This window comes from Amycolatopsis sp. NPDC114503 (assembly GCF_055633655.1).
On record NZ_JBVKDT010000001.1, the window covers coordinates 1,550,345 to 1,576,175 of the forward strand.

Consider the following 25,831-nt stretch of genomic DNA (forward strand, 5'->3'; position numbering starts at 1 on the left):
CCTTTACGGGTAGGTGATCCGGTGAGCCAGTCCGCGCAGAGTTCCGTCCGCCAGCCGCGCCGCGACGTCCGGCAGTTCGGCGAAGGCGGATTCGCCGGTGACGAGGACGTCGAAGGCCGGGTCCGCGAGCAACCGCAACGCCAGCGCCATCCGGTCGCCGTAGCTTCGCCGCGCCGCGCGGGCCGGTGCGACGGTGCCGACCTGGCTGCCGCGCACGGTGAGCCGCCGTGAATGGAAGTTCTCGCCGAGCGGCACCGACACCTGACGGTCGCCGTACCAGCTCAGCTCGACCACCGTGCCCTCGCGGCCGAGCAGTTCCAGTGAACGCGCGAGGCCGGCGTCGGTCGCGCTGGCGTGCACCACGAGGTCGAGGTCGCCGGTCGCGGTTTCCGGGGTGGCGTAACGGATGCCGAACGCGTCCGCGACCTCCGCGCGGTCCGGATCGGGGTCGACGAGCTGGACGTCCACGCCGGGAAACCGGGACAGCAGCCGCGCGACACCGCAGCCGACCATGCCCGCCCCGACCACCGCGATCCGGTCGCCGACCAGCGGTGCCGCGTCCCAGAGGGCGTTGACCGCGGTCTCGACAGTCCCGGCGAGCACCGCCCGCGCCGCGGGAACGTCGTCCGGCACCACCGTGACCGCCGACGCGGGCACGACGTACTCGGTCTGATGCGGGTAGAGGCAGAACACCGTGCGGCCGGTCAGCTCGGGCGGTCCGGAAAGGACCTCGCCGACGTTCAGGTAGCCGTACTTGACCGGCCACGGAAAGTCGCCCTCCTGATACGGCGCGCGCATGACGTCCTGCTGACTCGTCGGCACCCCGCCGCGCAGCACCAGACTTTCCGTACCGCGGCTCAACGCCGAAAATCGCGTTCGGACCAGCACTTCGTCTGCTCGCGGAGCAGCGACCTCAGCCGATCGGACCTCCCCGCCCGCGGCCGAAGTGAACCAGAAGGCCTGCGCCGCCCGTGTCAAGGTTGTCCTCCGTTGCTGCCGGATCGAGGCGAAATGGCTGTCTCCACCTGTACACGAACCCCGGCCGAGCTGGGTTCAACCGTCGTCCAGCAGGCCCCCGCGCTGCTGGCGCAACTCGCGCTGCTGACCCTGATGACCGTCACGACCGGTCTCGGCATCGCTGGCTGGGCAGTCGGCGTGGCCTACCTCCTCGGCCTGCTGGTGCTGCTCACCCAGGGCGCCTGGCGGATCCGGGTCTACCGGCTTGGCCCCGCCGACCAGGTGACCCTCGCCCGGGCGGCCCTGATCGGCACCGTGACGGCCTTGGTCGCCGACCGCCTGGGCGGACACCCGCCGCTGGCCTTGATCGTCCCCATCGCGGCGGTCGCCCTGGCCCTGGACGCGCTGGACGGCCACGTCGCCCGCCGCACCGGAACCGTCTCCGCGCTGGGCGCCCGCTTCGACATGGAAGCGGACGCGTTCCTGATCCTGGTGCTGAGCGTTCTGGTCGCCACGAAGGCCGGCCCGTGGGTCCTGGCGATCGGCCTGATGCGATACGCCTTCGTCGCGGCGGCGCGGTTGTGGCCGTGGCTCCGCGCGCCGCTGCGCCCGAGCTGGGCACGAAAGGCAGTGGCGGCTCTGCAGGGAATCGCCCTGACGGCCGCGGCGGCGGGGTTGGTGCCGGCGATCTTGGCGGGGATTGCGGTGGTCGCGTTGAGCTGGTCTTTCGGCCGGGATGTGTGGTGGCTGTACCGGAACCGTGCTCTTAAGGCGTAGCGCGCGAATTCCGCCGCGGCGATTCTCCTCCACCGGGGTTTCGGTACCGGAAACCGTGGTTCCCGCACTGTCGTGGCTCTTGATTCCGCAGTGCCGCGAAAAGGCCAGCCGTTCGCCCCGCGCGGCTCCGCCTCGGCGGACTACTGCAGGTAGAACGACTGGCCCCGGGATGCGGTATCGGCCCCCCTCCGGCTGATTGCCAACCTCCCAATACCCACCATAGCGGTGCCCGAATGTCCTCGCTTAACCCGTCCGTGGGTAACCGGTTCGTATTCCTTCTCGCGGTATCTGTCGGTGAGTCAATAGTGTGGGGAATTGCTCTCGAGCTGCGGATCCGTCGCGATTAGCGATCGCAAAAAGAAACCGTACACGTATCTTGCTGGTTCCCTCCGCGCATAGCTCGTGGTCGGAGCCGCGGTCAGGGGAGGCGGGCGTCGGTGACCACCACGAGGTCGGGATCGGACGTCACGCGGCCCCTGCCAGTGACGTGAATGTGGCCCGCGTATCCCGCGAAAGGCGGATACGCGGGCCCTCTGTCAGCGCTTCAGCCCTTGGCGCTCAACTGCCACGACACGCCCCACCGGTCGTTCACCCACGCGAACGGCCCGAAGCCGTAGTCGTTCAGCGGCATCAGCGTTCCGCCGCCTTCGCCGAGGGCCTCGTAGATCCGCTTGAGTTCGTCGGCCGAGTCGACGGTGACGAACAGCGACGTTGACGGCGTGAAGTCGAAGCCGTGCTTGATGAAGCTGTCGCTGCACCGCACGCGCTGTCCGGCGACGGTGAACTCGGCCATCACGATCGTTCCCTCCGGTCCGGGGCCGTCGGCGCCGTAGCGCTCTTCGGACAGCACGGAGTCGCCGGGGAACAGCGAGGTGTAGAAGGCCATCGCCTCGGCGGCGTCGCGCTTCTGGAACATCAGGAACGGGACGAGGTCGGTCATCGGACTGCCTTTCGCGGGTCGGGGTCGAGTCCGAACGTCGCATTGACAAGAAGTTTTGTCAAGCGCGCAGCACGACGCAGGCGAAGCCGAACGAGTGCCGGTAATCCCGGAGCCACTCGTCCCGGTGGGTGGCCGCGGCGGCGAGGGCTTCGGCCTGGTCGGGGTCTTCCGGGTGGTCAAGGGCCCATTCGGTGACGCTTCCGGTCCACGACCATTCGTAGGCGTCCAGTTCGCCGCGTGTGCTGGTGTGGCCGTGGGTCGGAGTCCAGCCTGCGGAAATCACCTGGCCGAGGAGTTCGGGCAGGTCGGGCAGGTCGCCGAAGATCTCGACGGCGGCGGGGGTCGGTTCGGATTCCCAGTAGGCGTCGCCGATCAGGGCGCGGCCGCCGGGGCGGACGTGGGTTCGGGCGGCGGCGAGGGTGTCCGTCAGGCCGCCGAAGGCGTGGGTCGAGCCGATGCACAGGGCGGTGTCGAATTCGGCTGTGGCGGGGAATTCGGTGGCGGGCTGCTGGTGAAGGGTCAGGCGGTCGGAGACGCCTTGAGCAGCAGCGGCGGCGCGGGCGCGCGAGAGGGCGAATTCCGAGGTGTCGACGCCGACGGCGCGGAGTTTCGGGTATGCGACGAGGGCGCGGATGAGCCATTCGGCCCCGCCGCAGCCTAGGTCCAGAACAACAGCGTCTTCGTGCGGGATGCTGCGGTCGAGCAGGCGCTGGACCTCGTCGTCGCTGATCGGGGCAGCGATGGGGTGCCGGGTGTGGGCGAGTGCGGAAAGTCGTTCACGGTTCACGCGCGCCACGCTGACATGCGTGCCCCGAAACGCGCACCTCGTTTACGAGCGGGTGCGCATCGATGCCGACGGAGCGGTGCCCAGCACGCGGGTGGCGACCCAGGCCAGGCCGTCGGCGGTCTCGGCGGGCGTGCCGGACGGCTGCATCACGTGGCTCAGCACGGTGCGCACGACGAGGTCCATGACCACGGTGAGCTGGCCGTCGTCCAACGGCGGCGCGTAGTCGCGGACCCGGCCGCGCAGGACGGCTTTCGCTTCGGTGAGCAGGGTGCCGGCGCGGGTGGTCAGCAGCGGCAGGAATTCGTTGTCGGTGCCGTGCGTCGCGGAGGCGATGGCGCGCAAGAGGATGTTGTCGTCGGCCAGTTCGAGCACCGCGCGGACGGCGTCGTAGATCGCCTCGACCAGGTCGTCCGGATGCCGGTCGAACGCGGTGCTCACGACGGCGAGGAACCGGCGCAGCTCGTGCGAGATCATCGCTTCGGCGAGGGCGGTCTTCGAGCCGATCTCGTTGTAGACCGTCTGCCTGCTCACCCCGACCAGGTCAGCCAGCCGCGCCATGGTGACCGCCGACCAGCCGGATTTCGCGGTGAGTTCGATGGCGGCGGTGATGATGGGCTGCCGGTACTGGCCGCCCGCGGGCACCGGAAGCACGCTCATGACAGTCATTCTAGGCGGCCGTTTCCAGCGCGAAGGCGACTGCCTCGGACCACGGCGTCCGCGCGGCGATCCGCTTGCGGTACTTCATGATGTCGCGCGGCCGGTCGACGGTGAACGCGCCGACGAGCCGGTCGCCGCGCCGGTACAGCGCGGTGAAGCCATGCTCGGCCGGGACCGCGACGACGACCTCGTCCGCGCGCGGCGTCCCGACGAACTGGATGCGGTGCGAGTACCAATCGGACCAGAAATACGGCACGGCGCTGAACACCCGCGCGCTCGCGGGGTCCAGCGCGTGCCGAGCCGCGGCCGCACCCTGCTCGGCCGCGTTCGTCCAGTGCTCCAGGCGCATCAGTTCGCCGTCGAACAACGCGTTCGCCACGTGTGCGACGTCGCCAGCCGCGTAGACGCCGTGGGCGGCGGCGAGGGTGCCGTCGCAGATGATGCCGCCGTCGCGTTCGTGCAGGAGGAGTCCGCTGTCACGCAGCCATCCGGTGGCCGGGACCGCGCCGATTCCAGCGACGACCAGGTCGGCGGGGAGGGTTTCGCCGGTGGACAGCCGGACTCCGGTCACCGCGCCGTCTTCCGCCGCGAAACCGGTGACCCTGGTGCCCAGCCGGAGATCGGTGCCTGCCGCGCGATGCAGATCCGCGCAAACCTCGCCGGCTTCGGGGCCGACCGCGCGCACCAAAGGCGTGTCGAGAGATTCCACAACGGACACTGGCAGGCCGCGTTTGCGGGCGGCTGAAGCGACTTCCGAACCGATGAACCCGGCACCGATCACGACTGTCCTGGCACCACTGTCCAATGCGGACCGGATGGCGGCGGCGTCGTCCGCGGTGCGCAGGGAGTGAATGCCGGAGATCTCCGCGGTGTCCGGAAGAACCCGGGCGGCGGCTCCGGTAGCGATGACCGCCGCGTCGTAGGGGACCGTCGTGTCGCCGGTGTGGATCTCCCGGGCGATCGGGTCGAGTCCGGTCGCGGGAGTGCCCAGCCGGAGATCGACGCCAAGGTCGCGCAGGTCGTCCGCGCTGAGAAACGGTTCCACCTCAACGGGTCCGTCCGCCGCGAGGAAAGCCTTCGACAGCGGCGGGCGGTCATACGGCAGGCGGTCCTCCGCGCCGATCAGCACAATCCGGCCGTCGTATCCGGTCCGCCGCGCCGATTCGACCGCTCGCAATCCCGCCAGCGACGCGCCGACCACCGCGAGCGTCATGACACCAGTTTCAGCGCGAGCACCGGGCAGGCGTCGACCGCCGCGGCGAGGTCGGTCCGGTGCTCCTCGCCGGGGTTGCCGTCGAGCACGACGACCGTGCCCTCGTCGCCCACCTCGAAGAAATCCGGGGCCATCGCCTCGCACATGCCCAGGCCGTCGCATTTGTTCAAATCCGCTTCGATCCGCATCACACACTCATCCTTCCGGGAGCAACGAAGTCGACCTTTTCCCTTACACCGCAGTCGGGACAGCACCAACTGTCCGGAATGGACGACCACGGCGTACCGGCGGGGAAGCCTTCGCGCGGGTCGCCGCGCTGCTCGTCGTAGACGTATCCGCAGCCGGGGCACATTCCGCCTTCGCTCGCGTCGCCGCGCACATCGTTCGGCACGGCCACGGGCTCGTCGGCAGCGGAAGTTCCATGCCGGGCAAGGATCTTCTCCCGCTTCGACGGCTGGATGTTCGCCCGGCTGATATCGCCGTCGAAGTGGTTGAGCACCCGCTGGTCCATCACGCGCCGCCACAGCGGCGGGAACAGCGCGAGCACGATCATCCCGGCGTACCCGGTCGGCAGCACTGGAGATTCGGCGAAATCGCGCAGGGTCTGGTAGCGGCGCGTCGGGTTGGCGTGGTGATCGCTGTGCCGCTGCAGGTGGTACAGCAGGACGTTCGTCGCGATGTTGTTGGAATTCCAGCTGTGGCTGGGATCCACGCGCTCGTACCGGCGGCGCTCGGGCGGGCCGACCTTCTGCCGCAGCATCCCGTAATGCTCCATGTAGTTCACGACTTCCAGCAGGGAGAACCCGATCACCGCCTGGATCACCAGGTACGGCAGGATCCCGACGCCGAGCCACGCCACCATCGCGACCCACAGCACCGCCGACATCAGCCACGCGTTGAGCACGTCGTTGCCGAGCCGGAACGGATGCTTGTCGCGGCGGGCGTAACGCTTGCGCTCCAGGCCCCACGCGGATTTCAGCGAGCCGAACACCGTGCGCGGCCAGAACCGGTAGAAGCTTTCGCCGACGCGGCTCGACGCCGGGTCCTCCGGAGTCGCGACGCGCACGTGGTGCCCGCGGTTGTGCTCGATGTAGAAGTGCCCGTAGAAGCTTTGCGCCAGCGCGATTTTCGACAGCCAGCGCTCGTGGCTTTCCTTCTTGTGGCCGAGTTCGTGCGCGGTGTTGATGCCGATCCCGCCGATGCAGCCGATCGAGATCGCCAGGCCGATCTTGTCCACAACGGACAGATCGCCGCGCGCGATCAGCCAGAACGCGAAGACGAACCCGACGTACTGGATCGGCAGGAACAGATAGGTGATCCACCGGTAGTACCGGTCCTGTTCGAGCCGCTCGATCACGTCGTCCGGCGGATTGCTCCGGTCCAGGCCGGCGACCAGGTCGATCGCGGGCACGATCGCCAGGATCACGATCGGCCCGATCCAGAACCAGACGCCCCAGCCGGTCGCGGCGTGCAGGCCGATCGCGAGGAACGCGAGCGACGGCACGACCAGCCCGATCAGCCACAGGTACCGCTTCTTGTCGGTCCAGCGTTCGGTCGACCCCAGCGGCACCGTGCCGGTCATCTCGCTCATCGCGCCCTCCTCCGTTGGCTGGCTTTACACGACGGTAAGACATGTACACCGCGATTGACAAGAGATGCAGAAATGTAAAGCCGCCACGACCGAGTGAATCCCCAGGCCGGGCATCAGGCGAGGTCAGTCGGGTACGCGGGCGTGCCGCAGCACCTCGACCACCGGGTCCAGCCGCGTGTCGGCGGTGCGGCGAATCAGGAACGTCGTGAGCGTGGCGACCAGATCGTCGATCGGCAGGACCGCGCATTCGTTCGGGTCGAGCGCCAGCGCGGTCGCGGATTCGACCGGTGCGAGGGTGAAGCTTTTGGTGCTGCGCAAGAAGATCAACAGCCCGCTGACGTCGGAGAACTGCGCCTCCGGATCGACCAGCACGCCCTTGGCGGCGAGCTGCTCGGCCCGCCGGGAGCCGAGATCCCAGTGCCGCGGGCCCTGCAGATACTGGAATCCGCGCAGGTCGGCGAGGGTGAGCGAGGTCCGTCCGGGGAACCGCGACGCGTCCACCACGGCACCGAGCGGTTCGCGGTAAAGGACGATCGTGGACAGCCGGTCGTCGGAAGTGCCCAGGTGGGACACGGCGAGGTCGAGCGAGTTGCTGAGCAGCGCGGATTCCATCCCGAGCGACGGCATCTGCCGCAGCGTGAACCGGTAGGAGCCGTCCAGCGCGCGGATCGATTCGCTGAGCTGGCGGCGGTGCGCGGGATTGAGCACGTCGGGGATGGCGAGGCGGACGTCGGCGCGCTGGTCGCGGGTGCGCATCCGCAGCGGGATGGCGTCGAAGCCCGAAACGACCGATTCGGCGAGCGGCAGCAGCGCTTCGCCTGCCTCGGACAGCCGGGTGTGGTGGGTGGAGCGGTCGAACAGCGGCTCGCCCAGCTCGCGTTCGAGGTCGCGAATGCGCTGGCTGAGCGGCGGCACGGACATGTTGAGCGATCGCGCGGCGCGGGTGAAGTTCAGCTCGCGCGCGACCGCGAGGAAGTACCGCAGGTGGTGAATCTCCACGAAGCGCAGCGTACCCACGGTGTTATCACCGTGGTCATACCGATCTGATGCACTCGGTCATTCCCTTCCGGTGAGCAAGCGCTTAGCGTCAGTGGTGAAGCAAAGATCGTCAACGGGAGGACCGCGAAGATGGATGCCACCGGACCGCTTTCCGGGGTTAAGGTGCTCGACCTGTCGTCCGCGGTGATGGGCCCGTACGCCACGCAGATCCTCGGCGACTTCGGCGCCGACGTGATCCGGGTCGAACCGCTGCGCGACGTCGCCCGGCACTCGCCGGCCAACACCGGCCGCACACCCGGGATGGCCCCGCTGTACATGCAGGTCAACCAGAACAAACGCAGCATCGAACTCGACCTCAAGGACCCCGCCGGCCGCGAAGACCTCTTCGCCCTGCTCGCCGACGCCGACGTCCTCGTCACCAACATGCGCGCCGCCGCCCTCGACCGGCTCGGCCTCGGCTACGAGCAGCTGCGCGAACGCTTCCCCCGCCTCGTCTACGCCCACGCGCAGGGCTTCGCGCCCGGCTCGTCGCGCGCCAACCGGCCCGCCTACGACGAGGTCATCCAGGCCACGTCCGGCCTGGTCAGCCTGCAGGACCGGGCGGGCGGCACGCTGCAGTTCGTCCCGACCTTCATCGCCGACAAGACCGCCGCGCTGTACCTGCTCAACGGCGTGCTCGCCGCGCTCTTCGACCAGCAGCGCACCGGCAAGGGCCAGCAGGTCGAACTGGCGATGGCCGACGCGATGATCGCGGTCAACCTGGTCGAACACCTGGCGGGCGACGTTTTCGTCCCGGCCGCCGGCGACGTCGGCAACCCGCTTTCGCTCAGCGACACGCACGCCGCGATGCGCACGGCCGACGGCGGCGCGATCGCCGCGGTGCCCTACACCAACGACGCCGTGCGGACGCTGTTGATCGGGGCCGGCCTCGAGGACGCCGCGGCCGATCCGGCCTGGGACTCCCCGGTGATCGACCGGGAGATTTTCACCGCGGGGGTGGAGAAGGTGCTGGCCAACTCCGCCAGCCGCACCACCGCGGAGTGGGAGGAGTACCTGACCGCCCACGACGTTCCGTACGCGGTCGTCGTCGACATCGCCGACCTGGCGACCGACCCGTACGTTCAGGAGGTCGGGCTGATCACCGAGCGGGAACACCCGACTGAGGGCACGATCCGCGTCGTGGAGAGCCCGCTGCATTTCTCGCGGACCCCGGCCGGGTTCCGCAGGCACGCCGAACGCGCCGGAGCGAGCACCGCCGAAGTCGTCGGAGCCGTACGCACCACTGAAGGGGTTTGATCGATGGATCTCGAACTGTCTAAAGAGGACCTCGCGTTCCGAGACGGATTGCGGGAGGTGTTCCTCGGCGCGATTCCGGAGGAAATCCGCAAGCGTTCCGCGCTCGGCCTGACCACGCGCGACGACATCGTCACCAGCCAGCGGACCCTGAACGAGCACGGTCTCGCGGTGCCGCACTGGCCGACGCAGTGGGGCGGCAAGGACTGGACCCCGACGCAGTCCCACATCTACGCTTCCGAACTGCAGCGCAACGCCGTTCCGCAGCCGCTCGCCTTCAACGCGAGCATGGTCGGCCCGATCATCGCCGAGTTCGGCAGCGAGGAGCAGAAGCAGAAGTTCCTCCCGGCCACCGCGAATCTCGACATCTGGTGGTCGCAGGGCTTCTCCGAGCCGGAGGCCGGTTCGGACCTCGCCGGGCTGCGCACCACCGCTCGCCTGGAGGGCGACCACTACGTCCTCAATGGACAGAAGACCTGGACCACGCTCGGCCAGTACGGCGACTGGATGTTCGTGCTCGCGCGGACCAACCCGGACGCGCCGCGCAAGCAGCAGGGCCTGTCCTTCCTGCTGCTGGACCTGAACACGCCGGGCATCGAGCGTCGTCCGATCAAGCTGGTCGACGGTTCCGCCGAGGTCAACGAGTTCTTCTTCGACAACGTGGTGATCCCGGCGGAGAACCTCGTCGGCGAGGAGAACAAGGGCTGGACGTACGCGAAGTTCCTGCTCGGCAACGAGCGTAACGGCATCGCCCAGGTCGGTACTGGACAGCGGATCTTCGCTGACCTCGCCGCCGCGGCCGCCGATCTGCCCACTGAGGACGGTCCGCTCGCTGACGACGCGGAGTTCCGCGCGGCCATGCACACCGCGAAGACCACGCTGCTCGCGCTTGAGGCGACCCAGATGCGGGTCACCGCCGCTTCGGAAAACGGCCAGCCGAGCCCGGTCTCGTCGCTGTTGAAGATGGAGGGCACGCAAGCCCTGCAGGCGCTCACGAAGCTGCGCATGCGCGCGGCCGGTTCCGACGGCATGCTGCTGGACACCGAATCCCCGGTGCGGGCCGACGAGGCCGCGGTGGTCGCCGCGGCGCAGTACCTGAACCAGCGGAAGCTGTCGATTTTCGGCGGCTCCAACGAAATCCAGCGCGGCGTCATCGCGAAGACGATCCTCGGTCTGTAAGGGACGGCGACTCATGAACCTCGAATTCAACGAAGACCAGAAGCTGCTGTTCGAGACCGTCGACACGGCAGTCGGCCGCGGTTACCCGGCAGGCGGCCGCGCGGCCGCGGCGAGCAGCGAACTCGGCTGGAACGACCAGGTCTGGAGCACCCTCGGCGAGCTGGGTCTCGCCGGTCTGCCGATCTCCGCCGACCACGACGGCGCCGACGCCGGCCCGGTCGAGGTCTACGCGACGCTGGAGGCGATGGGCAAGCACGCGGCGGCCGAACCGCTGCTCGACGGCGTGTTCCTGCCGTCGTGGATCATCGCCGAGCTGGGCACCGACGACCAGGTCAAGGCGCTGCTGCCGGTGCTCGCCGCCGGCGGCACCACGATCGCGGTCGCGCACGCCGAGCCAGGACGTCCGTGGGGCGTCGCGCCGTCGGTGTCGGCGGCCGGCTCCGCGCTGACTGGCGTGAAGTCGCCGGTGCGCAACGCCGACCAGGCCGACAAGTTCCTGGTCACCGCGGTCGACGAGAACGGCCGCACCGGGGTGTACCTGGTCGAGGCGACTGCTGAAGGCATCACTCGGGTCGACGGCCGGGCCGCGGACTGGGGTCACACGTCGCAGGTCGAATTCGCTGGTACGCCAGCGGTTCTGCTCGGCACCGCGGACTCCGACGCGCCGGCTGGGTTGCGTCGCGCGTTCTCGCGGGCGCGGATCGCGGTGACCGGCGAGGCGATCGGCCTGATGGAGACCGGGCTCGCGATGACCGTCGAATACCTCAAGACCCGCAAGCAGTTCGGTGTTCCGCTGGCGGCGTTCCAGGCGCTCGTGCACCGTGCCGCCGATCTGTACGCGAAGGTCGAGCTGGCTCGTTCGCTGGCGCTGTGGGCGACCGCGACGGTCGAGGCGTACGACAAGGGCGCCTCCACAGTGGACCTCGACGCCGTCGCCGACGACGCGTTCGTGTTCGTGTCCGACGCGGCGACCGCGACCGCCGAGGAGATCGTCCAGCTGCACGGCGGCATCGGAATGACTTACGAATCAGAGGTCGCGCACCACGCGGCGCGGCTGATTGCCATTACGGAGAGTTATGGCGGAGTGAGCGCGGCCCGTCGCCGCGCGCTAGCGTCGGACGCGTTGCTGACGCCGCCGAGCGCGCTGCTCAACAACGCGGACGCGGTCACCGCCTGAGAAAGGAGCGCGCCATGCCGGTCGTCGCGATCGTAGGCGCTGGGGTCATCGGAGTGTCGTGGGCTCGGCTGTTCGCCGAGGCGGGCTGGACGGTGCGGGTCACCGATCCGCGCCCGGACCTGGGCGAAATCGTCTCCCGGGACCTCGCCGGGCTGCCCGCCGCGGCAGTCGCGGACCTCGCGGAAGCCGCTGACGGGGCCGACTTCGTCCAGGAGTCGGGCCCGGAGCGGATCGAGCTGAAGCGGGAAATGTTCGCGACGCTCGCCGCCGCCACGCGCGACGACGCAGTACTGGCTTCCTCCTCGTCGTCGCTGTTGCCCTCGGTGATCGCCGAGGGCAACGCGGCGGCCTCGCGGATCGTGATCGGGCATCCGTTCAACCCGCCCGAGCTGATGCCGCTGGTCGAGGTGGTGCCCGGAGTTTCGACCTCCGAGGAGACCGTGGCGAAGGCCGTCGAGGTCTACCGCGGGCTGGGCAAGAAGCCGATCACGCTGAAGAAGGAAGTGCCCGGCTTCGTCGGGAACCGGCTGCAGAAGGTCTTCAACGACCAGGCGATGTACCTCGTGCAGCAGGGCGTGATTTCCGCGGCGGACCTGGACGAGCTGGTCAAGGCCTCGCTCGGGCCGCGCTGGGCGACGATCGGTCCGTTCGAGAGCATGCATCTCGGCGGAGGCCCGGACGGCATCCGGCATCTGGTGAGCCACGTCGGCTCGCAGATGACGTTCGACATCGGCCGTCCGGACCGGGCGCACCTCGACGCGGTGATCGACGAGGTCGAGCAGGCCTACGGCGCTGCGGACACCTACGCCAAGCGGGTCGAAGCGCGAGACAGCCGAACCCGCGCGGTGGTGGACGCGCTGGAGAAGGAATGACTCTCACCGAGCATCTCGAGGCCGCGCTCGCCAAGCCGGCCACCACCGACGAGTACGACCTGCACCAGCCGCTGGCTGACCTCCTTGGCTCAGTCGGTCTGCAAGAATCCGACGCCGGCGGCCGGATCGAGTTCACCGGAGCCGACCCGATCCTGCCGGGCGCGCTGCGGCTGGCCGGGGCGACGTCCGTCGCACTGGCGGCGAAATCCGTTGCGGTGGCGAAGATCTGGCAGCTGCGCGGGGGTCGCGGGCAGGACATTTCGATGGACCTGCGGACCGCGCCGCACCGGCTGTGCCCGTTCTACGACAAGAAATGGGAACTGCTCGACGGCTATCCGCAAGGCGACCCGGCGCGCGTCGATCCCGCCTTCGGCACGGATCGTTTCTACTCCACTTCGGACGGACGCTGGGTGCACCCGATCAGTCCGTACCCGAAACTGCGCAACGACGCGGCGGCGCTGCTCGGCGTTCCTGAACGGGATGCCGTGGTGCGGCAAGCGATCTCGCAGTGGAACTCGTTCGAGCTGGAGGACGCCGCCGAGGCCGCGGGCGTCATCATGCCGGTGGTGCGCACGACCGAGGAGCTGATGGCGACCGAGCAGTACCAATCGGTGCTGTCGACAATGCCGCCGGTGATCGTCGAGCGGATCGGCGACAGCCCTCCGGAACCGTTGCACCCCAACCCTTCCACGCCGCTCGAAGGCATTCGCGCACTGGGCCGGGCGCACATCATCGCGGGCGCTGGCTGTGGCCGGGCGCTGGCTTTGCACGGCGCGGACGTGCTGAACGTGTGGGATCCAGCGGAATACGAACTTCCGGTGCTGTACGCGACGTCCAATGTGGGCGTCCGCTCCACCCGGCTCGACTTCCGCCGCGCCGCCGACCAGGAACGAATGCACTGGCTGCTGACCGGTGCCGACATCTTCTACGCGAACCGCCGCCCGGGATACCTCGCGCGACACGGTCTCGACGCGGAAACCGCCGCCGAGATCCGCCCCGGAATCATCCACGCCGAAGTGACGCTCAACGGTGCCACCGGCCCATGGTCCGGCCGGGTCGGCTTCGACCAGACGGCTGGCTGTCTGTCCGGCGTCATGCTGCTGGAAGGCGAGGGCGGGGTCCCGTCGCTGCCCGGCGTGCCGGTGGTGAACGACTACATCACGTCGTGGTTCCTGCAGCTGGGAATCCTGCGCGCCCTCATGCTCCGCGCGGAATGGGGCGGTTCTTATCGGGTGCAGGTTTCTTTGACTCGCGTCGCTTTATGGTTGCTGAGCCTGGGAATCTTCGACAAGGGCTACGCCGCTGAAGTCGCCGGTGTCGCTCCTGGACACGAATACTTCGATCCCGAGACGTTCACCGCGGACACCCCGCTCGGCCGCTATCGCGGTGTCACCGAGCAGATCCGGATGTCGGAAACGCCGGGCTATTACACGAATCCTTTGATCCCCAGGGGATCGCACCGTCCAGAGTGGAGGTGACATGTTCAGCGAACTGGTAGTGCTGGGCATTCGCACCGGGACGATTTACCGCGTCGGACTTCCCGACGGGCAGGTTACCCCGCTGTACAAAGAAGCCGGTGTCTCGCCGGATGGCGTTGTCGTCGTCGACGGGACTGTTTACTGGACCACCATGGGGATGCCTGCGCGCGACCCTTCGGTGCCGGGCGAGGCTGGTCTCGACTACTCGGCCCGCAACGGCGGCCTGCACGCGGTGGCCTTCGATGGCACCGGCGCCCGTGATGTTGTCCCGAATGGAACTCTGACGACCGGGAAACAGTTGGCGTACAACGGTTCCCTGTACTGGGGCGACCGGGAAGGCTATCGAATCACCCGGGTTCGCCCGGACGGCACTGGTCTCACGGATCTGATCGTGAACGAGCCGGACGGCAGCGGGATGCAGGAATGCGTCGGCGTTACCGTGAACTCGACGCATCTGTACTGGACGCAGAAAGGCCCGGCCAAGGGCGGCGTCGGCCGGATTTTCCGTGCTGGGCTGGAGATTCCTTCGGGCGAGACCGCTCGCGACCGGTCCGACGTCGAGGCTCTGTGGGACCACCTGCCGGAACCGATCGACCTGGAAATCCATGGCGGGTACCTGTATTGGACGGACCGCGGTGCGGCTCCGAAGGGAAACACGCTGAACCGCGCGCCGCTCCCCGGCCCGGGGGAGAAGGGCGCCGAGCCGGAGATCCTGGCGAGCGGATTCACTGAGGCGATCGGGCTGGCGGTGGATGACGAGGTCGCTTATGTCTCCGATCTTGGCGGACGGATAACCGCGGTGCCGCTGACTGGCGGCGAGTCGCGCGTGGTGGTGGACATGGGGGAGTTGTTGTCCGGGATCGCGGGGGTTCGGCGCTAGTATTTGGGTCCAATGGGGCTCTTTGGCCGAGGGTGCTGTCTGCGATGCGAAGGTCCGTGAGGGCCACCTTGAGGGACTCTGATTCCCTCCGGGTTCCCCTCACAGGCCTGGGATCCGGCTTTCAAGCGGCAACGGTCCGAAACGACACGTCGCGAACCGACGGGGCAGGCATGCCGTGTCGCCGAAGCGCTAAAGCAGCACTCCGGCGAAATCGCCATAGCTCTGGGAAAAACCCAGTTAGCCGTCGTCGAACTGACTCCCCCCATGGGAGCTTCCCGTCGTAGGGAGCGGCCGAGGCACCGATCCTCCGCAACGGAGCCTTTCTCCCGCAACCTGACAACCCTGACGTTCAGCGAACCGCGATCCCCCGCAGAATCATCTCCACCATGTTCAGCAAATGCTCCTGCAGGTCAAACGGAGCAGCCTCGCTTTCGATCCACGAACTGAGCGTCCCGAAATACCCTGTGGCGAGCAACAACCCGGCCTGCGCCGGATCGATGTCCGCGCGGATCTCCCCGGTTTCCTGCGCCCGCGCGACGAACGCGGCGAACTCGCGCGCCAGTTCCGGATTGCCGAAGACGTTGGTGGAGTGGATCGCCGCGCCCATGCAGGCGATCGTCTCCGCCCGGGAGTCGAGGCTGTTGCGCGCCAGTTCGATCAGGTAGCGGCTGAGCACCTCGCGCAGCGGCCGGTCCTCCAGGTTCTCGGCGCGCACCGCGGTCATCGCGCGCTCCCGCCGGCGCAGGCTCCACTCGTCCAGGAACGCGGTCTTGCGCTGGAAGTGGTTGAACACGGTGGCGCGCGCGGTGTCGGCGCGCTCGGCGATGTCCTCCATCGTGGTGTTGTCGTAGCCGCGCTCCACGAACAGCTCCACGGCCGCCTGGAACAGCCGGTCCCGGCGTTCGTATCGCTGCCTGGTTCGCCGATCGCCCGTCGCTTCTGCCGTCATGTCTCGCAGTCAACCATCATTTCTCCCCGGCGCCCGCTGAATGACGCCCTTGACGCGACTTCCGTCGGGGCCTAACTTGGACTGGAGTCCAAAGTTATACTCCAGTTCAAGGAGGCGGCGATGCGGCTGGTCACCTATGAGTCCTCGGGCACGGCCCGGCTCGGTGTGTCGCACGGCGATGCCGTGGTGGATCCGGCGCGCGTCTTGCGGGCGGCGAAGGCCGGAAGCGAAGTCCCGACCGAGATGGTTGCCTTCTTCGAGGGCGGGGCCGAGGCGCGTGCCAGGGCTGAACAGGCGCTTCAGCTCGCGGACACCGCAGCCGACCGAGGCAATCCCCTGATCGACGAAGGCCATCCGGCAGTCCTTCCGCAGCAAGAAGTCCGGCTGCTCGCCCCGGTGCCGAGGCCGCGCCGGATCCGCGACTACCTGACCTATACCCAGCACGCCTCGGGCTCCGGCCTCGCCGTTCCGCCTGCCTTCGCGGCGATGCCGATCTGCTACAAGGCCAACGTCGAGACGGTGATCGGGCCGGAGGAGCCGCTGCTCTGGCCGTCCTACACCGCGCAGCTCGACTTCGAACTCGAACTCGGCTTCTTCACCTCCGGCGGCGGCAAAAACCTCACCCCGGCCGAGGCTGCCGGACGCATCGCCGGCGTCACGATTTTCAACGACGTCAGCGCGCGCGACATCCAGATGTTCGAGATGAGCATGACGATCGGGCCGTCCAAAGGGAAAGACTTCTGCACCGCGATGGGCCCGTGCGTGCTCACCATGGACGAGGTCGACGAATGGGCGGTGCAGATGTCGGCGACGGTCAACGGCGAGGTCTGGGCCTCCGGGTCCACAAAGGACCGGCAGTTCTCCTTCGCCGAGGTGCTCGCGTGGGCGTCGCTGGACGAAGACGTTTATCCAGGGGAGTTCTTCGGGCTCGGCACCGTCGGCGGCGGATGCGGCCTGGAGCTGGACCGCTGGATCCAGCCGGGCGATGTGGTGGAACTTGCCGCGTCTGGTGTCGGTGTGCTGCGAAACCCGGTGGGGCAACGGCAGATCGCGCCGGACGGTGCGGGATTGGCTTCATATCAAGGTGCACCCGAAGTGCACGTTCATTAGGAGGTAGGCATGCCCAAAGATATTCCCTACACCAAAGGGCATCACCGGCTCACCGAACACTGCTCGGCTTGGCTGGTCCCGGACGGAACGTGGGGCTGGAGCAATGCCGGACTGATCGCCGGGGCAGGAGAATCCCTTCTCGTCGACACTCTCTTCGACGTGCCGATGACCCGGGAGATGCTGACTGGCCTGGAGAACACCACAGTAGACAGTCCTATTAAGACAGTCGTGAACACGCACGCGAACGGGGACCACTGGTTCGGCAACGAACTGGTCGCCGACGCCGCCATCATCGCGTCCGAAGCCACGGCGGAAGAAATGCGCACCAACGGCCCCGACCTCATGCGCGGCCTGGTGCACCAGGAAGGCCCGCTGGGCCGCTTCGCTCAGCACATCCTCCACCCGTTCGACTTCGAGTCCATCACCGCGACCTACGCGACCCGGACGTTCGCCGAACAGCTGAAGCTCGACATCGGCGGTGTGGCAGTGGAAATCCGCTGCCTCGGACCCGCGCATACCGAGGGCGACAGCGTCGTGCTGGTCCCCGACGAAGGCGTGCTGTACGCCGGAGACCTGTTGTTCATCGGTGGCACCCCGATCACCTGGGCGGGCCCGGTGTCGAACTGGATCGCCGCCTGCGACGCGATGCTGGCGATGGACGCCGAGTTCGTCGTTCCCGGCCACGGCCCGGTCACCGACGCCGACGGCATCCGCTCGGTCCTCGACTACCTGCAGTGGGTTCAAGCCGAGGCTGCTGACCGCCACCGCCGGGGAATGACCTCGGAGGAGGCGATGCGCGACATCTCGCTGGGCCGGTTCGCGGACCTCGACGAACGCGGCCGCCTCGCGCAGAATGTGCTCGCGGTGTATTACGAACTCGACCCGGAGATGGAGCGGGTGGACACCCGCGAGGTGTTCCGCCGCATCGCCGAGCTGGAAGGGTTCGCGTGAGCCGCTAACCCGCCACGGTCAGGATCCCGAGCGCCAGCAACACGAGCACCTTCACGGTTTCCGTTGCGATGTAAACGAAATGCGCCCGAGACCGCGGCAGCTCCACGCCTTCCGGGGCGGCGAGGACGCGGTCCGTCCGCCGGTTCAACGCCGGACGGACCGCTCCCAGTTGCCCGATCAGCACCACTATCGCCACCGCCGTCAGCACCGTCACCGCGGTACTCGGCCGCCCGACTACCACCGTGACCGCCACCCCCACCGCGAGCAGAATCTCGGCGATGTTCAAAGCCCGGAACACCAACCGGCCGATGCCGAGGCCGATCGGAATGGTGACCCCCGGCGCACGGAACTTCAGCGGGGCTTCCAGGAACGAGATGGCGAGCACCATCCCGAACCAGACGAACGTGAAGGCGCCGATCAGGGCAATGTCATGCACAGCGCGGAAAACCTCGATTCCCGTCTTCGATCCGCCGCTGCCAGGCTACTCCCGCTACCAGGTGACCGGCAGTCGCACCGGACCGTAGATCGACGCGTCGTGCGGCAGTTCCACCTCGGCGAACGGCACCGCGAGCCGGAGACCGGGGAACCGCGCGAACAGCCGGAACAGCGCGGTCCGCATCTCGACCCTGGCCAGTTGCTGCCCGAGGCATTGGTGCACGCCGTGGCCGAAAGCCAGCTGCCCGGTCGCCTTGCGGGTGACGTCCAGTTCGTCCGGCGCCGGGAACCTCTCCGGGTCACGGTTGGCGACCGGCAGCGACATGACGATCGGATCGCCTGCCTTGATCGTCACGCCGCCGAGTTCGACGTCCTCCAGCGCGGTGCGGATCGGGCCGATGTGGATCACGCTGAGGTAGCGCAGCAGTTCCTCGACCGTGCCCGCGGTGAGCTCCGGATCGGCCTTGAACTTCGCCAGCTGCTCCGGATTCTCCAGCAGCGCCAGCGTGCCGAGCGCGATCATGTTGCGGGTCGTCTCGAATCCGGCGACCAGCAGCATCATGCCGATGTTGGCGAGTTCCTCGTCGGTCAGCTCGCCGCCGCGCACCAGATCGGACAGCAGATCGTCGCTCGGTTCGGCCCGCTTCTCCTCGATCTGCCCGGTGATGAACGCGACGACGCCCTGGGTCGCCTCGATCCGTTCGGCGATCGGGACGTCCTTGGAGAACATCGTGGCGGCGTAGCCGTCGAACTCGGCGCGGCGTTCATACGGTGCGCCGAGCAGTTCGCAGATCACCAGTGACGGCACCGGCCGCGCAAACGCTTCCACCAGGTCGACCGGACCGTCCGCTGCGGCCATCGCGTCGAGATGGTCGTCGACGATCTCGGTGACGCGGTCTTCCAGCTTCCGCATCCGGTGCACGGTGAACGCCCCGGTCAGCAGCTTGCGGTAACGGTGGTGGTCCGGGTCGTCCATCCCGCTGAACACCCCCGGGTCCGCCGGCTTCGGCGGCGGCAGCGGGCCGAAGTCGATCGGGATCTTCGTCAGCTCCACGCGCGCGGACATCCGCTTGTCCGAGAGGACTGCCCGCACCTCCTGGTATCCGGTGACGAGCCACCCCTGGGCGCCGTCCGGGTACGTCAGCGGCTCGACCGGAGCCTGCGTGCGCTGGGCCGGTGCCGGATCGAACGGACACGCGCCCCTTTCGAGCGGGAGTCCTGCCTGACGGGTCATCGTCGCTCCTTCCCCTCTAAGTAGTTCAGAAGGTACATAGATTTCACAAATTTGTGAAGAGAATGTCAGGACTGAACGGGACGCGGGAAGGAATTCACTGTCCTGGTGCTAGTTCTAGCGTTGCTAGACAATCGAGCGCCAGCAGTGCTAGCGTTGACTCAGTATCTAGCGACGCTAGATTTAGCTGACAGCAAGGAGAAATCCCGAAATGGCCAAACTTCAGAGCCTCGACCCGCGCACGCCGATGTTCGCTCAGTTCAAGGAGAAGACCGGGCCGATCGTCCTGGCCAACACCTTCGTCGTCCCGGAGGGGGAGACCGAAGCGTTCCTGGCCGTCTTCCGGAAGCAAGCCGAGTACATGAAGGCGCAACCCGGATTCGTCTCGCTGCAAATGCATCGGGGAACGGCGGGCAGCCAGCTGCTGATGAATGTCGCGGTCTGGGAGTCCACCGAGGCGCTCGCCGCCGCGTTCGGCAGTCCGGAATTCCAGCGCCTGGCGGCCGAGTCCTCCGACGGCATCGTGTCGTATCCGCACATCTTCGAGCAGATCGACGTCTGAGCCCTCAGTCCTCCGCGGCTTCGAGGGCCGGAACAAGCGGTTCGAGCATGCGCCGCAACAAATCCGGCAGCGATCCGGACACCACGACCAGGCCGTTGCCTGCCGGTTGCGTCCACTGCTCCAGCGCGACCCGCACCGCCGCCGCGACGGAGGCGGCGAGCACGCGCGTGGTCTGCGGATCGCCGACCCGGGTCGCGATCACTTCCTGCAGCGGGTTTTCCAGGGCGGCCGGAGCGTCGAGGAATGCCGTGCGCAGCCCGGGATTCGTGGTGATCAGCAGCAGTGCGTCGCGGCTCTGCTCGCCGGGATCGGTGTACTGCTCCGTGATCGCGTCGATGATCGCCGCGGCCAGCCGGGTCTCCGGCAGGCGTTCGGCGACGGCGGCGGCGATCCGGCTTTCGCGGTCCGCGGTGACCGCGGCGACGATCGCTTCCTCGCGGCTGGAGAAGTAGTTGTTGTAGGTCCGCGGCGAGACTCCGGCCGCCTCGGCGATGTCGTCGACGCGGACGTTCGCCGGCCCGTGTTCGAGCGCCAGCCGCAGCGCTGCTTCGCGCAGTGCGACGCGGGTGGCCTCCTTCTTTCGTTCGCGCAGTCCGGTCACGCACCCAGTCTCGCAGTCTTCGTGCGGCTACGCAAACTTGCGCGCACGCAAGTTTCGAGCGTAGGGTGGCGGCATCCCCGAACGAGAGGAAACCGCCATGCGCGGCAAGGGAATGACGTACGACACCGGATTCGTCCGCAATGGACGGTCGTCGCGGGAGAGCTTCGAACCGGAGGTGGTGAAACGCGAACTGGCGATCATCCGCGACGACCTGCACTGCACCGCGGTGCACGTCGTCGGCGGCGATCCGGATCGGCTGGAGCAGGCCTCGCGGTGGGCGGCCGACCTGGGGTTGGAGGTCTGGTTCTCGCCGTATCCGCTGGAGCAGACCCACGAAGAGATGCTTGACCTCTTCGCCGACTGCGCCACCCGCGCGGAACGGCTGCGCGCCACCGGGGCGGACGTCGTGTTCGTGACCGGCGTCGAGCTGAGCGTGATGAACCACGGCTTCCTGCCCGGCGAGGACGTCGCGGAACGGGTCAGTTTGCTGCTCGACGAGCCCGAGGGGCGCGCCGAGCGATTGGCCGAAGTGGGCAAGCGGCTCGACCCGTTTCTCGACACCGCGGTCAAGCTCGTACGGGAACGGTTCCACGGCAAGGTCACTTACGCGTGCATCCAGTTCGAGCAGGTGGATTGGAGCCGGTTCGACTTCGTCACCGTGGAACTCATCCGCTCCGCCGAGGTCGCCCCGATCTTCCAGGACGGCGTGCGAGCCCTGGTGGCGCAAGGGAAACCGGTCGCGATCACCGGATTCGGGACGGCGACTTGGCGCGGGTCCGGCGATGTCGCGCCGCGGAGCATGGAAATCGTCGAGTACGACAAGGAAACCGGCGACCCGCTCCGCATCGACGGCGAGTACGAGCGCGACGAAGCCGGACAGGCCACGTATCTGCGCGAGCTGCTGGAAATCTTCGACGAGGAGGGAGTGGACAGTGCGTTCGTGTTCCTGTTCGCGCTCTACAACTACCCGGGCGATCTCGACCTCGCCAGCTTCGGCCTGGTGAAAGTCCTGGAGGACCGCTCGGGCACGGCGTACCCGGGGCTGAACTGGGAACCGAAGGAGGCGTTCGCCGCGGTCGCCGAGCATTACGCAAAACCTTGACTCGGCGGGGTCCGGCCGGGTGAGATCCGGACATGTCGACGAAGACCAGCGCAGTGGGCAACCGGGTGATGGCCAAGGCGGCGGTGCGGATCATGCCGCTGCTGATGCTGCTGTACTTCGTCAACTACCTGGACCGGGTCAACATCGGGTTCGCCGGTCCGAACGGGATGAACAAGGAACTCGGCCTCACCGCGACGGCCTTCGGGCTCGCGTCGGGGATCTTCTTCATCGGCTACCTGATCCTCGAGGTGCCGAGCAATCTCGCGCTGCACCGGTTCGGCGCGCGCCGCTGGATCGCGCGGATCATGATCACCTGGGGCGCGGTGGCCGTCGCGATGGCGTTCGTGCCGAACACCACGACGCTCGTGGTGCTGCGGTTCGTGCTCGGCGTCGCTGAAGCGGGGTTCTTCCCCGGCATCATTTTGTATCTGACGTACTGGTTCCCGGCAGCGCAGCGGGCGAAGGCGGTCGCGCTGTTCATGTGCGCGGTGCCGGTGTCGAGCGCGATCGGCTCGACCGTCTCCAGCCTGCTGATCAGCGGCGGGCACGGCATTTTCGGCCTGTCCGGCTGGCGGTTCATGTTCCTGGTCGAGGGCGTTCCGGCGATCCTGCTCGCGGTCGTCACGTGGTTCTGCCTGAGCGACCGGCCGGAAACCGCGAAGTGGCTGTCGGCGGAGGAACGCGACTGGCTCACCAACGAACTCGACGGCGAACGTCGCGCCACCGAAGCCGAACACCACTGGCCGCTGCGGAAAGCGCTTACCCACCCGCGGATCCTCGGGCTGGCGTTCGTGTACTTCGCGGTCGTCTACGGCCTCTACGCGCTCGGTTTCTTCCTGCCGACGATCATCGCCGGGTTCGGCGAGGAGTTCGGCACCAAACTGACCGTGCTGCAGGCCGGTTTGGTGAACGCGATCCCGTACGTCGCGGGTGCCCTGGTGATGGTCCCGTGGGCACGCCACGGCGACCGCACCGGGGAACGGACGTGGCACGTCGCGCTGCCGATGCTCGTCGGCGGGGCGGCGATCCCGGTGGCGCTGTATCTCGGAAACCCTTACGCCACAATGACCGCGGTGACCATCTGCGCGATGGGCGTGTGTGCGGCGCTGCCGACGTTCTGGGCTCTGCCGTCGAACTTCCTGTCCGGCGCGGCGGCTGCCGGCGGGATCGCGTTGATCAACGCTTTGGGCAACCTGAGCGGGTTCGTCGCGCCGTATGTGACGGGCTGGCTGCGCGATCTGACGGGTACGCAGCGGACCGGTTTGTGGGTGGTCGGCGCGTGCATGGTGGCCGGAGCGGTGCTGGCGGTGGCGTTGGGGGCGAAGCCGCGCGCGTCTCGTCGGTGATCAGGAAGCGCGGCGAACCCGGTCTGTCAGCAATCGCACTTCGGTCTCGAACAATGCGTCGGCGTCGAGGCCCATCGCGGTGAAGCCGCCGCCGATCTCCAGGCTGACGAAGCCATGCAGCCGCGACCACAACGCGACTGCCAGCTGGTGGTTCTCGGTGTTCGCGCGCCGAGCGTCGAGCACTTCCTCGTTCTCGTACGCGGCCGGCTTTTCCGCGGCTGCGGAATCGAGGTGGTGCAACACTCCGAGCACCACGCCCATCAGCGACCGGGCCGCTTCGGCGAGCGGCTTGGCGTGCGCGTCGTATCCGGGGAACGGCGCCTTGAACAGCAGTTCGTACCGGTGCGGTTCTTCCCGCGCCCAAGCCCGGTACGCCGCGGCCAGCAGTCGGACTTGCGCTTCCGCGTCGAGTGCGTCGGTGTCGAGGGCATTCGCCATGGCCTCGCGGAGGTCGTTGTACGCGTCGATGACCAAGACCGTCAGCAGCTCGTCGCGGCTCGAGAAGTAGCGGTACAGCGCCGGCCCGGAGACGCCGAGCTGCTTGGCGATGGCGTTGATGGAGATCGCCTGCGCGCCCCCGGCCGCGAGCTGGTTGAGCGCGACGAATTTGACCTCCTCGCGCACCTGCTCGCGGAACCGTTCGCGCATCGGCTTGCGGGTGCCTGCTGCGGGCATCCCCACCTCCTTGACGACGCCCGACGGTAACATGGCCGATCGTTCGGAAGACCTTCTAACTGTTGCCGCGTGCCTCGAAGGCCTGCTCGACGTCCTCGCGCTCGACGGCGGGACCAGGCACTTCCTTCGGTCCTGCGGTCGCGATGCCGTTGAGGAAGTGCGTGATCTGCCGTCTCGCCAGGTGGGTCCAGTCGAGGAACGACGCCTTCGGCTGCGTGAGCAGGGTGCCGAACGCGATGAGGTCAGTGGCGTTGACCTCGCCGCGGATGCTGCCGTCCTCGCGGCCGGTCGCGAGGAAGAAGCCGAGCCGTCGGTAAATCGACTTTCGGGCCGCTACAGCCTCCGGGGTGCCGAGCGGAGGCGCGCCGTGCAGCGGGAGCACGAGCTGGTCGGCGAGGTCGACGGTGCCTTCGAGGTAGCGGGCGACCGCGTCGAGGCCAGTGCTGTCTTCGTCGGCTTCGATCTGGTCGAGCAGGCTGTTGAGCATGCCGTACGCGCGGTGTTCCAGCGCGTGCAGCAACGCGTCGCGATCGGGGTAGCTGCGGTAGAGCGTGCCGATCCCGAGACCGGCCTCGGCGGCGATGGTGGCCAGCGGGACGTGCCGGCCTTCGCGGAGCACCGCCGCGGCGGCCGCGACGAGCAGCCGCTCGCGGTTGGCCTCCGCGTCCTTGCGGACCTTGCGCGGGCGGGACATCGGGTCTCCTTGCGGGCACGGGTGTTGGCGGGGAGGGAACATGTCAACGGTACTCGCCCGGCCTGGTTCCGCGATGTCGGTTAACTGCGGTGCTGAGCGCGAAAGCGTTGGTGTAAGCGTGCTTTCCGCACGGCAGTGTCCACTGTGCACTCAGTGACGCGAAGCTAGTCGGCGGCTTGGTGCCGCCGAAAAGCCGGTTGACCGGGCTGGCAAAGTGGAGTCACGTGAGTGATGACGCGAACCACCTCCTCCGCGCCGCCAGCCTGGCCACCCCGATGGCGTTGCGGGTCGCGGTAACGCTGGGCCTGCCCGACCGGCTGCGCACCCCCGGCACTGCCGACGACGTCGCCGCGGAACTGGACCTCTCGCCGATCGCGCTCGACGTCCTGCTCGGCCACCTGGTCACGCTCGGCGTGGTCGAACGCACCGAAGACGGCTACCTGACCACCGCGTACGGCGCGAATCTCTGCCAGGACAAGGAAAACGGCGTGGCGAACCTGCTGCACCTGGACCGCGCCGCCGGCCGCGCCGAACTCGCTTTCGTCGAACTGGCGCACAGCCTCCATACCGGCGAGGCGGCTTACTCCCGCCGGTACGGCAAGGATTTCTGGACTGATCTCTCCGAACAACCGCACCTGCGGCAATCCTTCGACCAGCAGATGACCAACCGATTCCGTACCGAGATTCCGCAAGTGGTCGCCGGAATCGACTGGTCCGCATTTGACACCGTCGTCGACGTCGGCGGCGGCCGAGGAGATTTGCTCGCCGCGGTTCTCGAAGCTCATCCGAAATTGCGTGCCCATTTGGTTGACCTCGAACCCACCGCGAGCGAGACCCGTGCCGCCTTGGCCGCACGCGGCCTCGCCGACCGAGTCGAGGTGCGCGGCGGCAGCTTCTTCGATCCGCTCCCGTCCGGAGCGGATGCCTATGTATTGGTGGATATCCTGCACAACTGGGACGACGAGAACGCCCGACGCATCCTGCGAGGGTGCGCGGAAGCGGCAGGCCCGTCCGGTCGGATTCTCGCGATCGAAGCGGTCAGCGGAATTCACGCGCGCACCGAAATGGACCTGGTCATGCTGGTCCATTTCGGCGGTCGCGAACGACGCGTGGAAGAATTCCGCACCCTTGCCGATTACGCCGGCTTGACGCTGGAATCAGCAGCCCCGCTGACTGGCCAACGAGGTCTGCTGACCTTCCGTGTCGCCTAATTCGGCGATCGCCTGAGCAGTGCGGCCAGCCGATCCAGCGGCGGTGCGTCCTCGTTGATCGGCACCGGCGGAGCGAACGGGCTCCGCTTCGCCGGAAGCTCGGCGAGCTGAGCCGCACTGAACGCGATTTCTCGCTCCACCAAAGCGTCTGGCACGAGTTCTCG

28 protein-coding genes are annotated in these 25,831 nt (G+C 67.9%); 13 read left to right on the top strand and 15 right to left on the bottom strand.

What is annotated here, in order from left to right:
- Window positions 1–3: 3 nt before the first annotated feature.
- The gene (locus ACZ7OI_RS07630; RefSeq protein WP_470263304.1) at window positions 4–978 is read right to left on the bottom strand and encodes a zinc-dependent alcohol dehydrogenase; all 975 of its coding nucleotides are present in this window, start codon (window positions 976–978) and stop codon (window positions 4–6) included.
- A 33-nt stretch (window positions 979–1,011) separates the two neighbouring features.
- Here ACZ7OI_RS07630 and ACZ7OI_RS07635 point away from each other — a divergent pair, with 33 nt between their 5' ends.
- Window positions 1,012–1,734, top strand: coding sequence for a CDP-alcohol phosphatidyltransferase family protein (locus tag ACZ7OI_RS07635; RefSeq protein ID WP_470263305.1), 723 nt, complete (start codon window positions 1,012–1,014; stop codon window positions 1,732–1,734).
- Window positions 1,735–2,278: 544 nt separating this feature from the next.
- Here ACZ7OI_RS07635 and ACZ7OI_RS07640 read toward each other — a convergent pair.
- The 7 genes from ACZ7OI_RS07640 to ACZ7OI_RS07670 all read right to left on the bottom strand — a co-directional run bounded on the left by ACZ7OI_RS07640 (window position 2,279) and on the right by ACZ7OI_RS07670 (window position 7,921).
- Window positions 2,279–2,674 (bottom strand): VOC family protein, encoded by a 396-nt coding sequence (locus ACZ7OI_RS07640; protein WP_470263306.1) that lies wholly within the window; start codon window positions 2,672–2,674, stop codon window positions 2,279–2,281.
- A 58-nt stretch (window positions 2,675–2,732) separates the two neighbouring features.
- Entirely contained in the window at window positions 2,733–3,461 is a 729-nt protein-coding gene (locus ACZ7OI_RS07645) for an SAM-dependent methyltransferase (RefSeq protein ID WP_470263307.1), read from the bottom strand.
- Between the two features lie 42 nt (window positions 3,462–3,503).
- Entirely contained in the window at window positions 3,504–4,127 is a 624-nt protein-coding gene (locus ACZ7OI_RS07650; RefSeq protein WP_470263308.1) for a TetR/AcrR family transcriptional regulator, read from the bottom strand.
- A 1-nt stretch (window position 4,128) separates the two neighbouring features.
- A complete protein-coding gene (locus ACZ7OI_RS07655; protein WP_470263309.1) occupies window positions 4,129–5,331 on the bottom strand; it encodes an NAD(P)/FAD-dependent oxidoreductase in 1,203 nt (400 codons plus the stop codon).
- Window positions 5,328–5,519 carry a ferredoxin gene (locus ACZ7OI_RS07660; protein ID WP_067576490.1) on the bottom strand — a complete coding sequence of 64 codons (192 nt, stop codon included), beginning with the start codon at window positions 5,517–5,519 and terminating at the stop codon, window positions 5,328–5,330. Before ACZ7OI_RS07660 ends, ACZ7OI_RS07655 begins: the two co-directional genes overlap by 4 nt.
- Window positions 5,519–6,922, bottom strand: coding sequence for a fatty acid desaturase (locus ACZ7OI_RS07665; RefSeq protein ID WP_470263310.1), 1,404 nt, complete (start codon window positions 6,920–6,922; stop codon window positions 5,519–5,521). Before ACZ7OI_RS07665 ends, ACZ7OI_RS07660 begins: the two co-directional genes overlap by 1 nt.
- A gap of 123 nt (window positions 6,923–7,045) precedes the next feature.
- Window positions 7,046–7,921 carry a LysR family transcriptional regulator gene (locus ACZ7OI_RS07670; protein ID WP_470263311.1) on the bottom strand — a complete coding sequence of 292 codons (876 nt, stop codon included), beginning with the start codon at window positions 7,919–7,921 and terminating at the stop codon, window positions 7,046–7,048.
- A 129-nt stretch (window positions 7,922–8,050) separates the two neighbouring features.
- Between ACZ7OI_RS07670 and ACZ7OI_RS07675 the strand changes: the two genes are divergently transcribed.
- The 6 genes from ACZ7OI_RS07675 to ACZ7OI_RS07700 are packed head-to-tail and all read left to right on the top strand — an operon-like array spanning window position 8,051 to window position 14,800.
- A complete protein-coding gene (locus ACZ7OI_RS07675; RefSeq protein ID WP_470263312.1) occupies window positions 8,051–9,217 on the top strand; it encodes a CaiB/BaiF CoA transferase family protein in 1,167 nt (388 codons plus the stop codon).
- Window positions 9,218–9,220: 3 nt separating this feature from the next.
- Entirely contained in the window at window positions 9,221–10,393 is a 1,173-nt protein-coding gene (locus tag ACZ7OI_RS07680; protein WP_470263313.1) for an acyl-CoA dehydrogenase family protein, read from the top strand.
- A 13-nt stretch (window positions 10,394–10,406) separates the two neighbouring features.
- Complete coding sequence (locus tag ACZ7OI_RS07685; protein ID WP_470263314.1) at window positions 10,407–11,570, top strand: acyl-CoA dehydrogenase family protein; 1,164 nt, start codon at window positions 10,407–10,409, stop codon at window positions 11,568–11,570.
- A 14-nt stretch (window positions 11,571–11,584) separates the two neighbouring features.
- A complete protein-coding gene (locus tag ACZ7OI_RS07690; protein WP_470263315.1) occupies window positions 11,585–12,442 on the top strand; it encodes an FAD-dependent oxidoreductase in 858 nt (285 codons plus the stop codon).
- Window positions 12,439–13,920, top strand: coding sequence for a CoA transferase (locus tag ACZ7OI_RS07695; RefSeq protein ID WP_470263316.1), 1,482 nt, complete (start codon window positions 12,439–12,441; stop codon window positions 13,918–13,920). Before ACZ7OI_RS07690 ends, ACZ7OI_RS07695 begins: the two co-directional genes overlap by 4 nt.
- A 1-nt stretch (window position 13,921) precedes the next feature.
- Complete coding sequence (locus tag ACZ7OI_RS07700) at window positions 13,922–14,800, top strand: hypothetical protein (RefSeq protein ID WP_470263317.1); 879 nt, start codon at window positions 13,922–13,924, stop codon at window positions 14,798–14,800.
- A gap of 349 nt (window positions 14,801–15,149) precedes the next feature.
- Here ACZ7OI_RS07700 and ACZ7OI_RS07705 read toward each other — a convergent pair whose 3' ends face one another.
- On the bottom strand, window positions 15,150–15,749 hold the full coding sequence (locus ACZ7OI_RS07705) for a TetR/AcrR family transcriptional regulator (RefSeq protein WP_470263318.1): 600 nt from the start codon (window positions 15,747–15,749) through the stop codon (window positions 15,150–15,152).
- Between the two features lie 120 nt (window positions 15,750–15,869).
- Between ACZ7OI_RS07705 and ACZ7OI_RS07710 the strand changes: the two genes are divergently transcribed.
- Entirely contained in the window at window positions 15,870–16,859 is a 990-nt protein-coding gene (locus ACZ7OI_RS07710; protein WP_470263319.1) for a fumarylacetoacetate hydrolase family protein, read from the top strand.
- Between the two features lie 9 nt (window positions 16,860–16,868).
- Complete coding sequence (locus tag ACZ7OI_RS07715; RefSeq protein WP_470263320.1) at window positions 16,869–17,810, top strand: MBL fold metallo-hydrolase; 942 nt, start codon at window positions 16,869–16,871, stop codon at window positions 17,808–17,810.
- Between the two features lie 4 nt (window positions 17,811–17,814).
- Here the strand turns inward: ACZ7OI_RS07715 and ACZ7OI_RS07720 are convergent, their stop codons facing one another.
- Both ACZ7OI_RS07720 and ACZ7OI_RS07725 read right to left on the bottom strand, forming a co-directional pair.
- A complete protein-coding gene (locus tag ACZ7OI_RS07720) occupies window positions 17,815–18,198 on the bottom strand; it encodes a hypothetical protein (protein ID WP_470263465.1) in 384 nt (127 codons plus the stop codon).
- Window positions 18,199–18,300: 102 nt separating this feature from the next.
- Window positions 18,301–19,479 carry a cytochrome P450 gene (locus ACZ7OI_RS07725; RefSeq protein ID WP_470263321.1) on the bottom strand — a complete coding sequence of 393 codons (1,179 nt, stop codon included), beginning with the start codon at window positions 19,477–19,479 and terminating at the stop codon, window positions 18,301–18,303.
- Window positions 19,480–19,687: 208 nt separating this feature from the next.
- Here ACZ7OI_RS07725 and ACZ7OI_RS07730 point away from each other — a divergent pair, with 208 nt between their 5' ends.
- On the top strand, window positions 19,688–20,038 hold the full coding sequence (locus ACZ7OI_RS07730) for an antibiotic biosynthesis monooxygenase family protein (protein WP_470263322.1): 351 nt from the start codon (window positions 19,688–19,690) through the stop codon (window positions 20,036–20,038).
- A 4-nt stretch (window positions 20,039–20,042) separates the two neighbouring features.
- On the opposite strand, the gene ACZ7OI_RS07735 is transcribed toward ACZ7OI_RS07730, so the two are convergent.
- Window positions 20,043–20,639, bottom strand: coding sequence for a TetR/AcrR family transcriptional regulator (locus tag ACZ7OI_RS07735; protein ID WP_470263323.1), 597 nt, complete (start codon window positions 20,637–20,639; stop codon window positions 20,043–20,045).
- Window positions 20,640–20,736: 97 nt separating this feature from the next.
- Between ACZ7OI_RS07735 and ACZ7OI_RS07740 the strand changes: the two genes are divergently transcribed.
- Both ACZ7OI_RS07740 and ACZ7OI_RS07745 read left to right on the top strand, forming a co-directional pair.
- Window positions 20,737–21,741: a hypothetical protein gene (locus tag ACZ7OI_RS07740; RefSeq protein ID WP_470263324.1), complete on the top strand. Its 1,005-nt coding sequence runs from the start codon at window positions 20,737–20,739 to the stop codon at window positions 21,739–21,741.
- A gap of 32 nt (window positions 21,742–21,773) precedes the next feature.
- On the top strand, window positions 21,774–23,087 hold the full coding sequence (locus tag ACZ7OI_RS07745) for an MFS transporter (protein ID WP_470263325.1): 1,314 nt from the start codon (window positions 21,774–21,776) through the stop codon (window positions 23,085–23,087).
- On the opposite strand, the gene ACZ7OI_RS07750 is transcribed toward ACZ7OI_RS07745, so the two are convergent.
- Window positions 23,088–23,762: a TetR/AcrR family transcriptional regulator gene (locus tag ACZ7OI_RS07750; RefSeq protein ID WP_470263326.1), complete on the bottom strand. Its 675-nt coding sequence runs from the start codon at window positions 23,760–23,762 to the stop codon at window positions 23,088–23,090.
- Between the two features lie 55 nt (window positions 23,763–23,817).
- Window positions 23,818–24,456, bottom strand: coding sequence for a TetR/AcrR family transcriptional regulator (locus ACZ7OI_RS07755; RefSeq protein ID WP_470263327.1), 639 nt, complete (start codon window positions 24,454–24,456; stop codon window positions 23,818–23,820).
- Window positions 24,457–24,680: 224 nt separating this feature from the next.
- Here ACZ7OI_RS07755 and ACZ7OI_RS07760 point away from each other — a divergent pair, with 224 nt between their 5' ends.
- Complete coding sequence (locus tag ACZ7OI_RS07760) at window positions 24,681–25,667, top strand: methyltransferase (RefSeq protein WP_470263328.1); 987 nt, start codon at window positions 24,681–24,683, stop codon at window positions 25,665–25,667.
- On the opposite strand, the gene ACZ7OI_RS07765 is transcribed toward ACZ7OI_RS07760, so the two are convergent.
- Window positions 25,664–25,822, bottom strand: coding sequence for a hypothetical protein (locus ACZ7OI_RS07765; protein WP_470263329.1), 159 nt, complete (start codon window positions 25,820–25,822; stop codon window positions 25,664–25,666). The genes ACZ7OI_RS07760 and ACZ7OI_RS07765 overlap by 4 nt on opposite strands.
- Window positions 25,823–25,831: the final 9 nt, after the last annotated feature.

Coding starts and splice junctions, on each gene's coding strand:
- ACZ7OI_RS07705 (WP_470263318.1), bottom strand. CDS start 15,749: ATGACGGCAGAAGCGACGGGCGATCGGCGAACCAGGCAGCGATACGAA.
- ACZ7OI_RS07725 (WP_470263321.1), bottom strand. CDS start 19,479: ATGACCCGTCAGGCAGGACTCCCGCTCGAAAGGGGCGCGTGTCCGTTC.
- ACZ7OI_RS07680 (WP_470263313.1), top strand. CDS start 9,221: ATGGATCTCGAACTGTCTAAAGAGGACCTCGCGTTCCGAGACGGATTG.
- ACZ7OI_RS07750 (WP_470263326.1), bottom strand. CDS start 23,762: ATGCCCGCAGCAGGCACCCGCAAGCCGATGCGCGAACGGTTCCGCGAG.
- ACZ7OI_RS07730 (WP_470263322.1), top strand. CDS start 19,688: ATGGCCAAACTTCAGAGCCTCGACCCGCGCACGCCGATGTTCGCTCAG.
- ACZ7OI_RS07665 (WP_470263310.1), bottom strand. CDS start 6,922: ATGAGCGAGATGACCGGCACGGTGCCGCTGGGGTCGACCGAACGCTGG.
- ACZ7OI_RS07700 (WP_470263317.1), top strand. CDS start 13,922: ATGTTCAGCGAACTGGTAGTGCTGGGCATTCGCACCGGGACGATTTAC.
- ACZ7OI_RS07635 (WP_470263305.1), top strand. CDS start 1,012: ATGGCTGTCTCCACCTGTACACGAACCCCGGCCGAGCTGGGTTCAACC.
- ACZ7OI_RS07655 (WP_470263309.1), bottom strand. CDS start 5,331: ATGACGCTCGCGGTGGTCGGCGCGTCGCTGGCGGGATTGCGAGCGGTC.
- ACZ7OI_RS07675 (WP_470263312.1), top strand. CDS start 8,051: ATGGATGCCACCGGACCGCTTTCCGGGGTTAAGGTGCTCGACCTGTCG.
- ACZ7OI_RS07650 (WP_470263308.1), bottom strand. CDS start 4,127: ATGACTGTCATGAGCGTGCTTCCGGTGCCCGCGGGCGGCCAGTACCGG.
- ACZ7OI_RS07745 (WP_470263325.1), top strand. CDS start 21,774: ATGTCGACGAAGACCAGCGCAGTGGGCAACCGGGTGATGGCCAAGGCG.
- ACZ7OI_RS07715 (WP_470263320.1), top strand. CDS start 16,869: ATGCCCAAAGATATTCCCTACACCAAAGGGCATCACCGGCTCACCGAA.
- ACZ7OI_RS07755 (WP_470263327.1), bottom strand. CDS start 24,456: ATGTCCCGCCCGCGCAAGGTCCGCAAGGACGCGGAGGCCAACCGCGAG.
- ACZ7OI_RS07660 (WP_067576490.1), bottom strand. CDS start 5,519: ATGCGGATCGAAGCGGATTTGAACAAATGCGACGGCCTGGGCATGTGC.
- ACZ7OI_RS07690 (WP_470263315.1), top strand. CDS start 11,585: ATGCCGGTCGTCGCGATCGTAGGCGCTGGGGTCATCGGAGTGTCGTGG.
- ACZ7OI_RS07710 (WP_470263319.1), top strand. CDS start 15,870: ATGCGGCTGGTCACCTATGAGTCCTCGGGCACGGCCCGGCTCGGTGTG.
- ACZ7OI_RS07720 (WP_470263465.1), bottom strand. CDS start 18,198: ATGGTGCTCGCCATCTCGTTCCTGGAAGCCCCGCTGAAGTTCCGTGCG.
- ACZ7OI_RS07695 (WP_470263316.1), top strand. CDS start 12,439: ATGACTCTCACCGAGCATCTCGAGGCCGCGCTCGCCAAGCCGGCCACC.
- ACZ7OI_RS07640 (WP_470263306.1), bottom strand. CDS start 2,674: ATGACCGACCTCGTCCCGTTCCTGATGTTCCAGAAGCGCGACGCCGCC.
- ACZ7OI_RS07740 (WP_470263324.1), top strand. CDS start 20,737: ATGCGCGGCAAGGGAATGACGTACGACACCGGATTCGTCCGCAATGGA.
- ACZ7OI_RS07685 (WP_470263314.1), top strand. CDS start 10,407: ATGAACCTCGAATTCAACGAAGACCAGAAGCTGCTGTTCGAGACCGTC.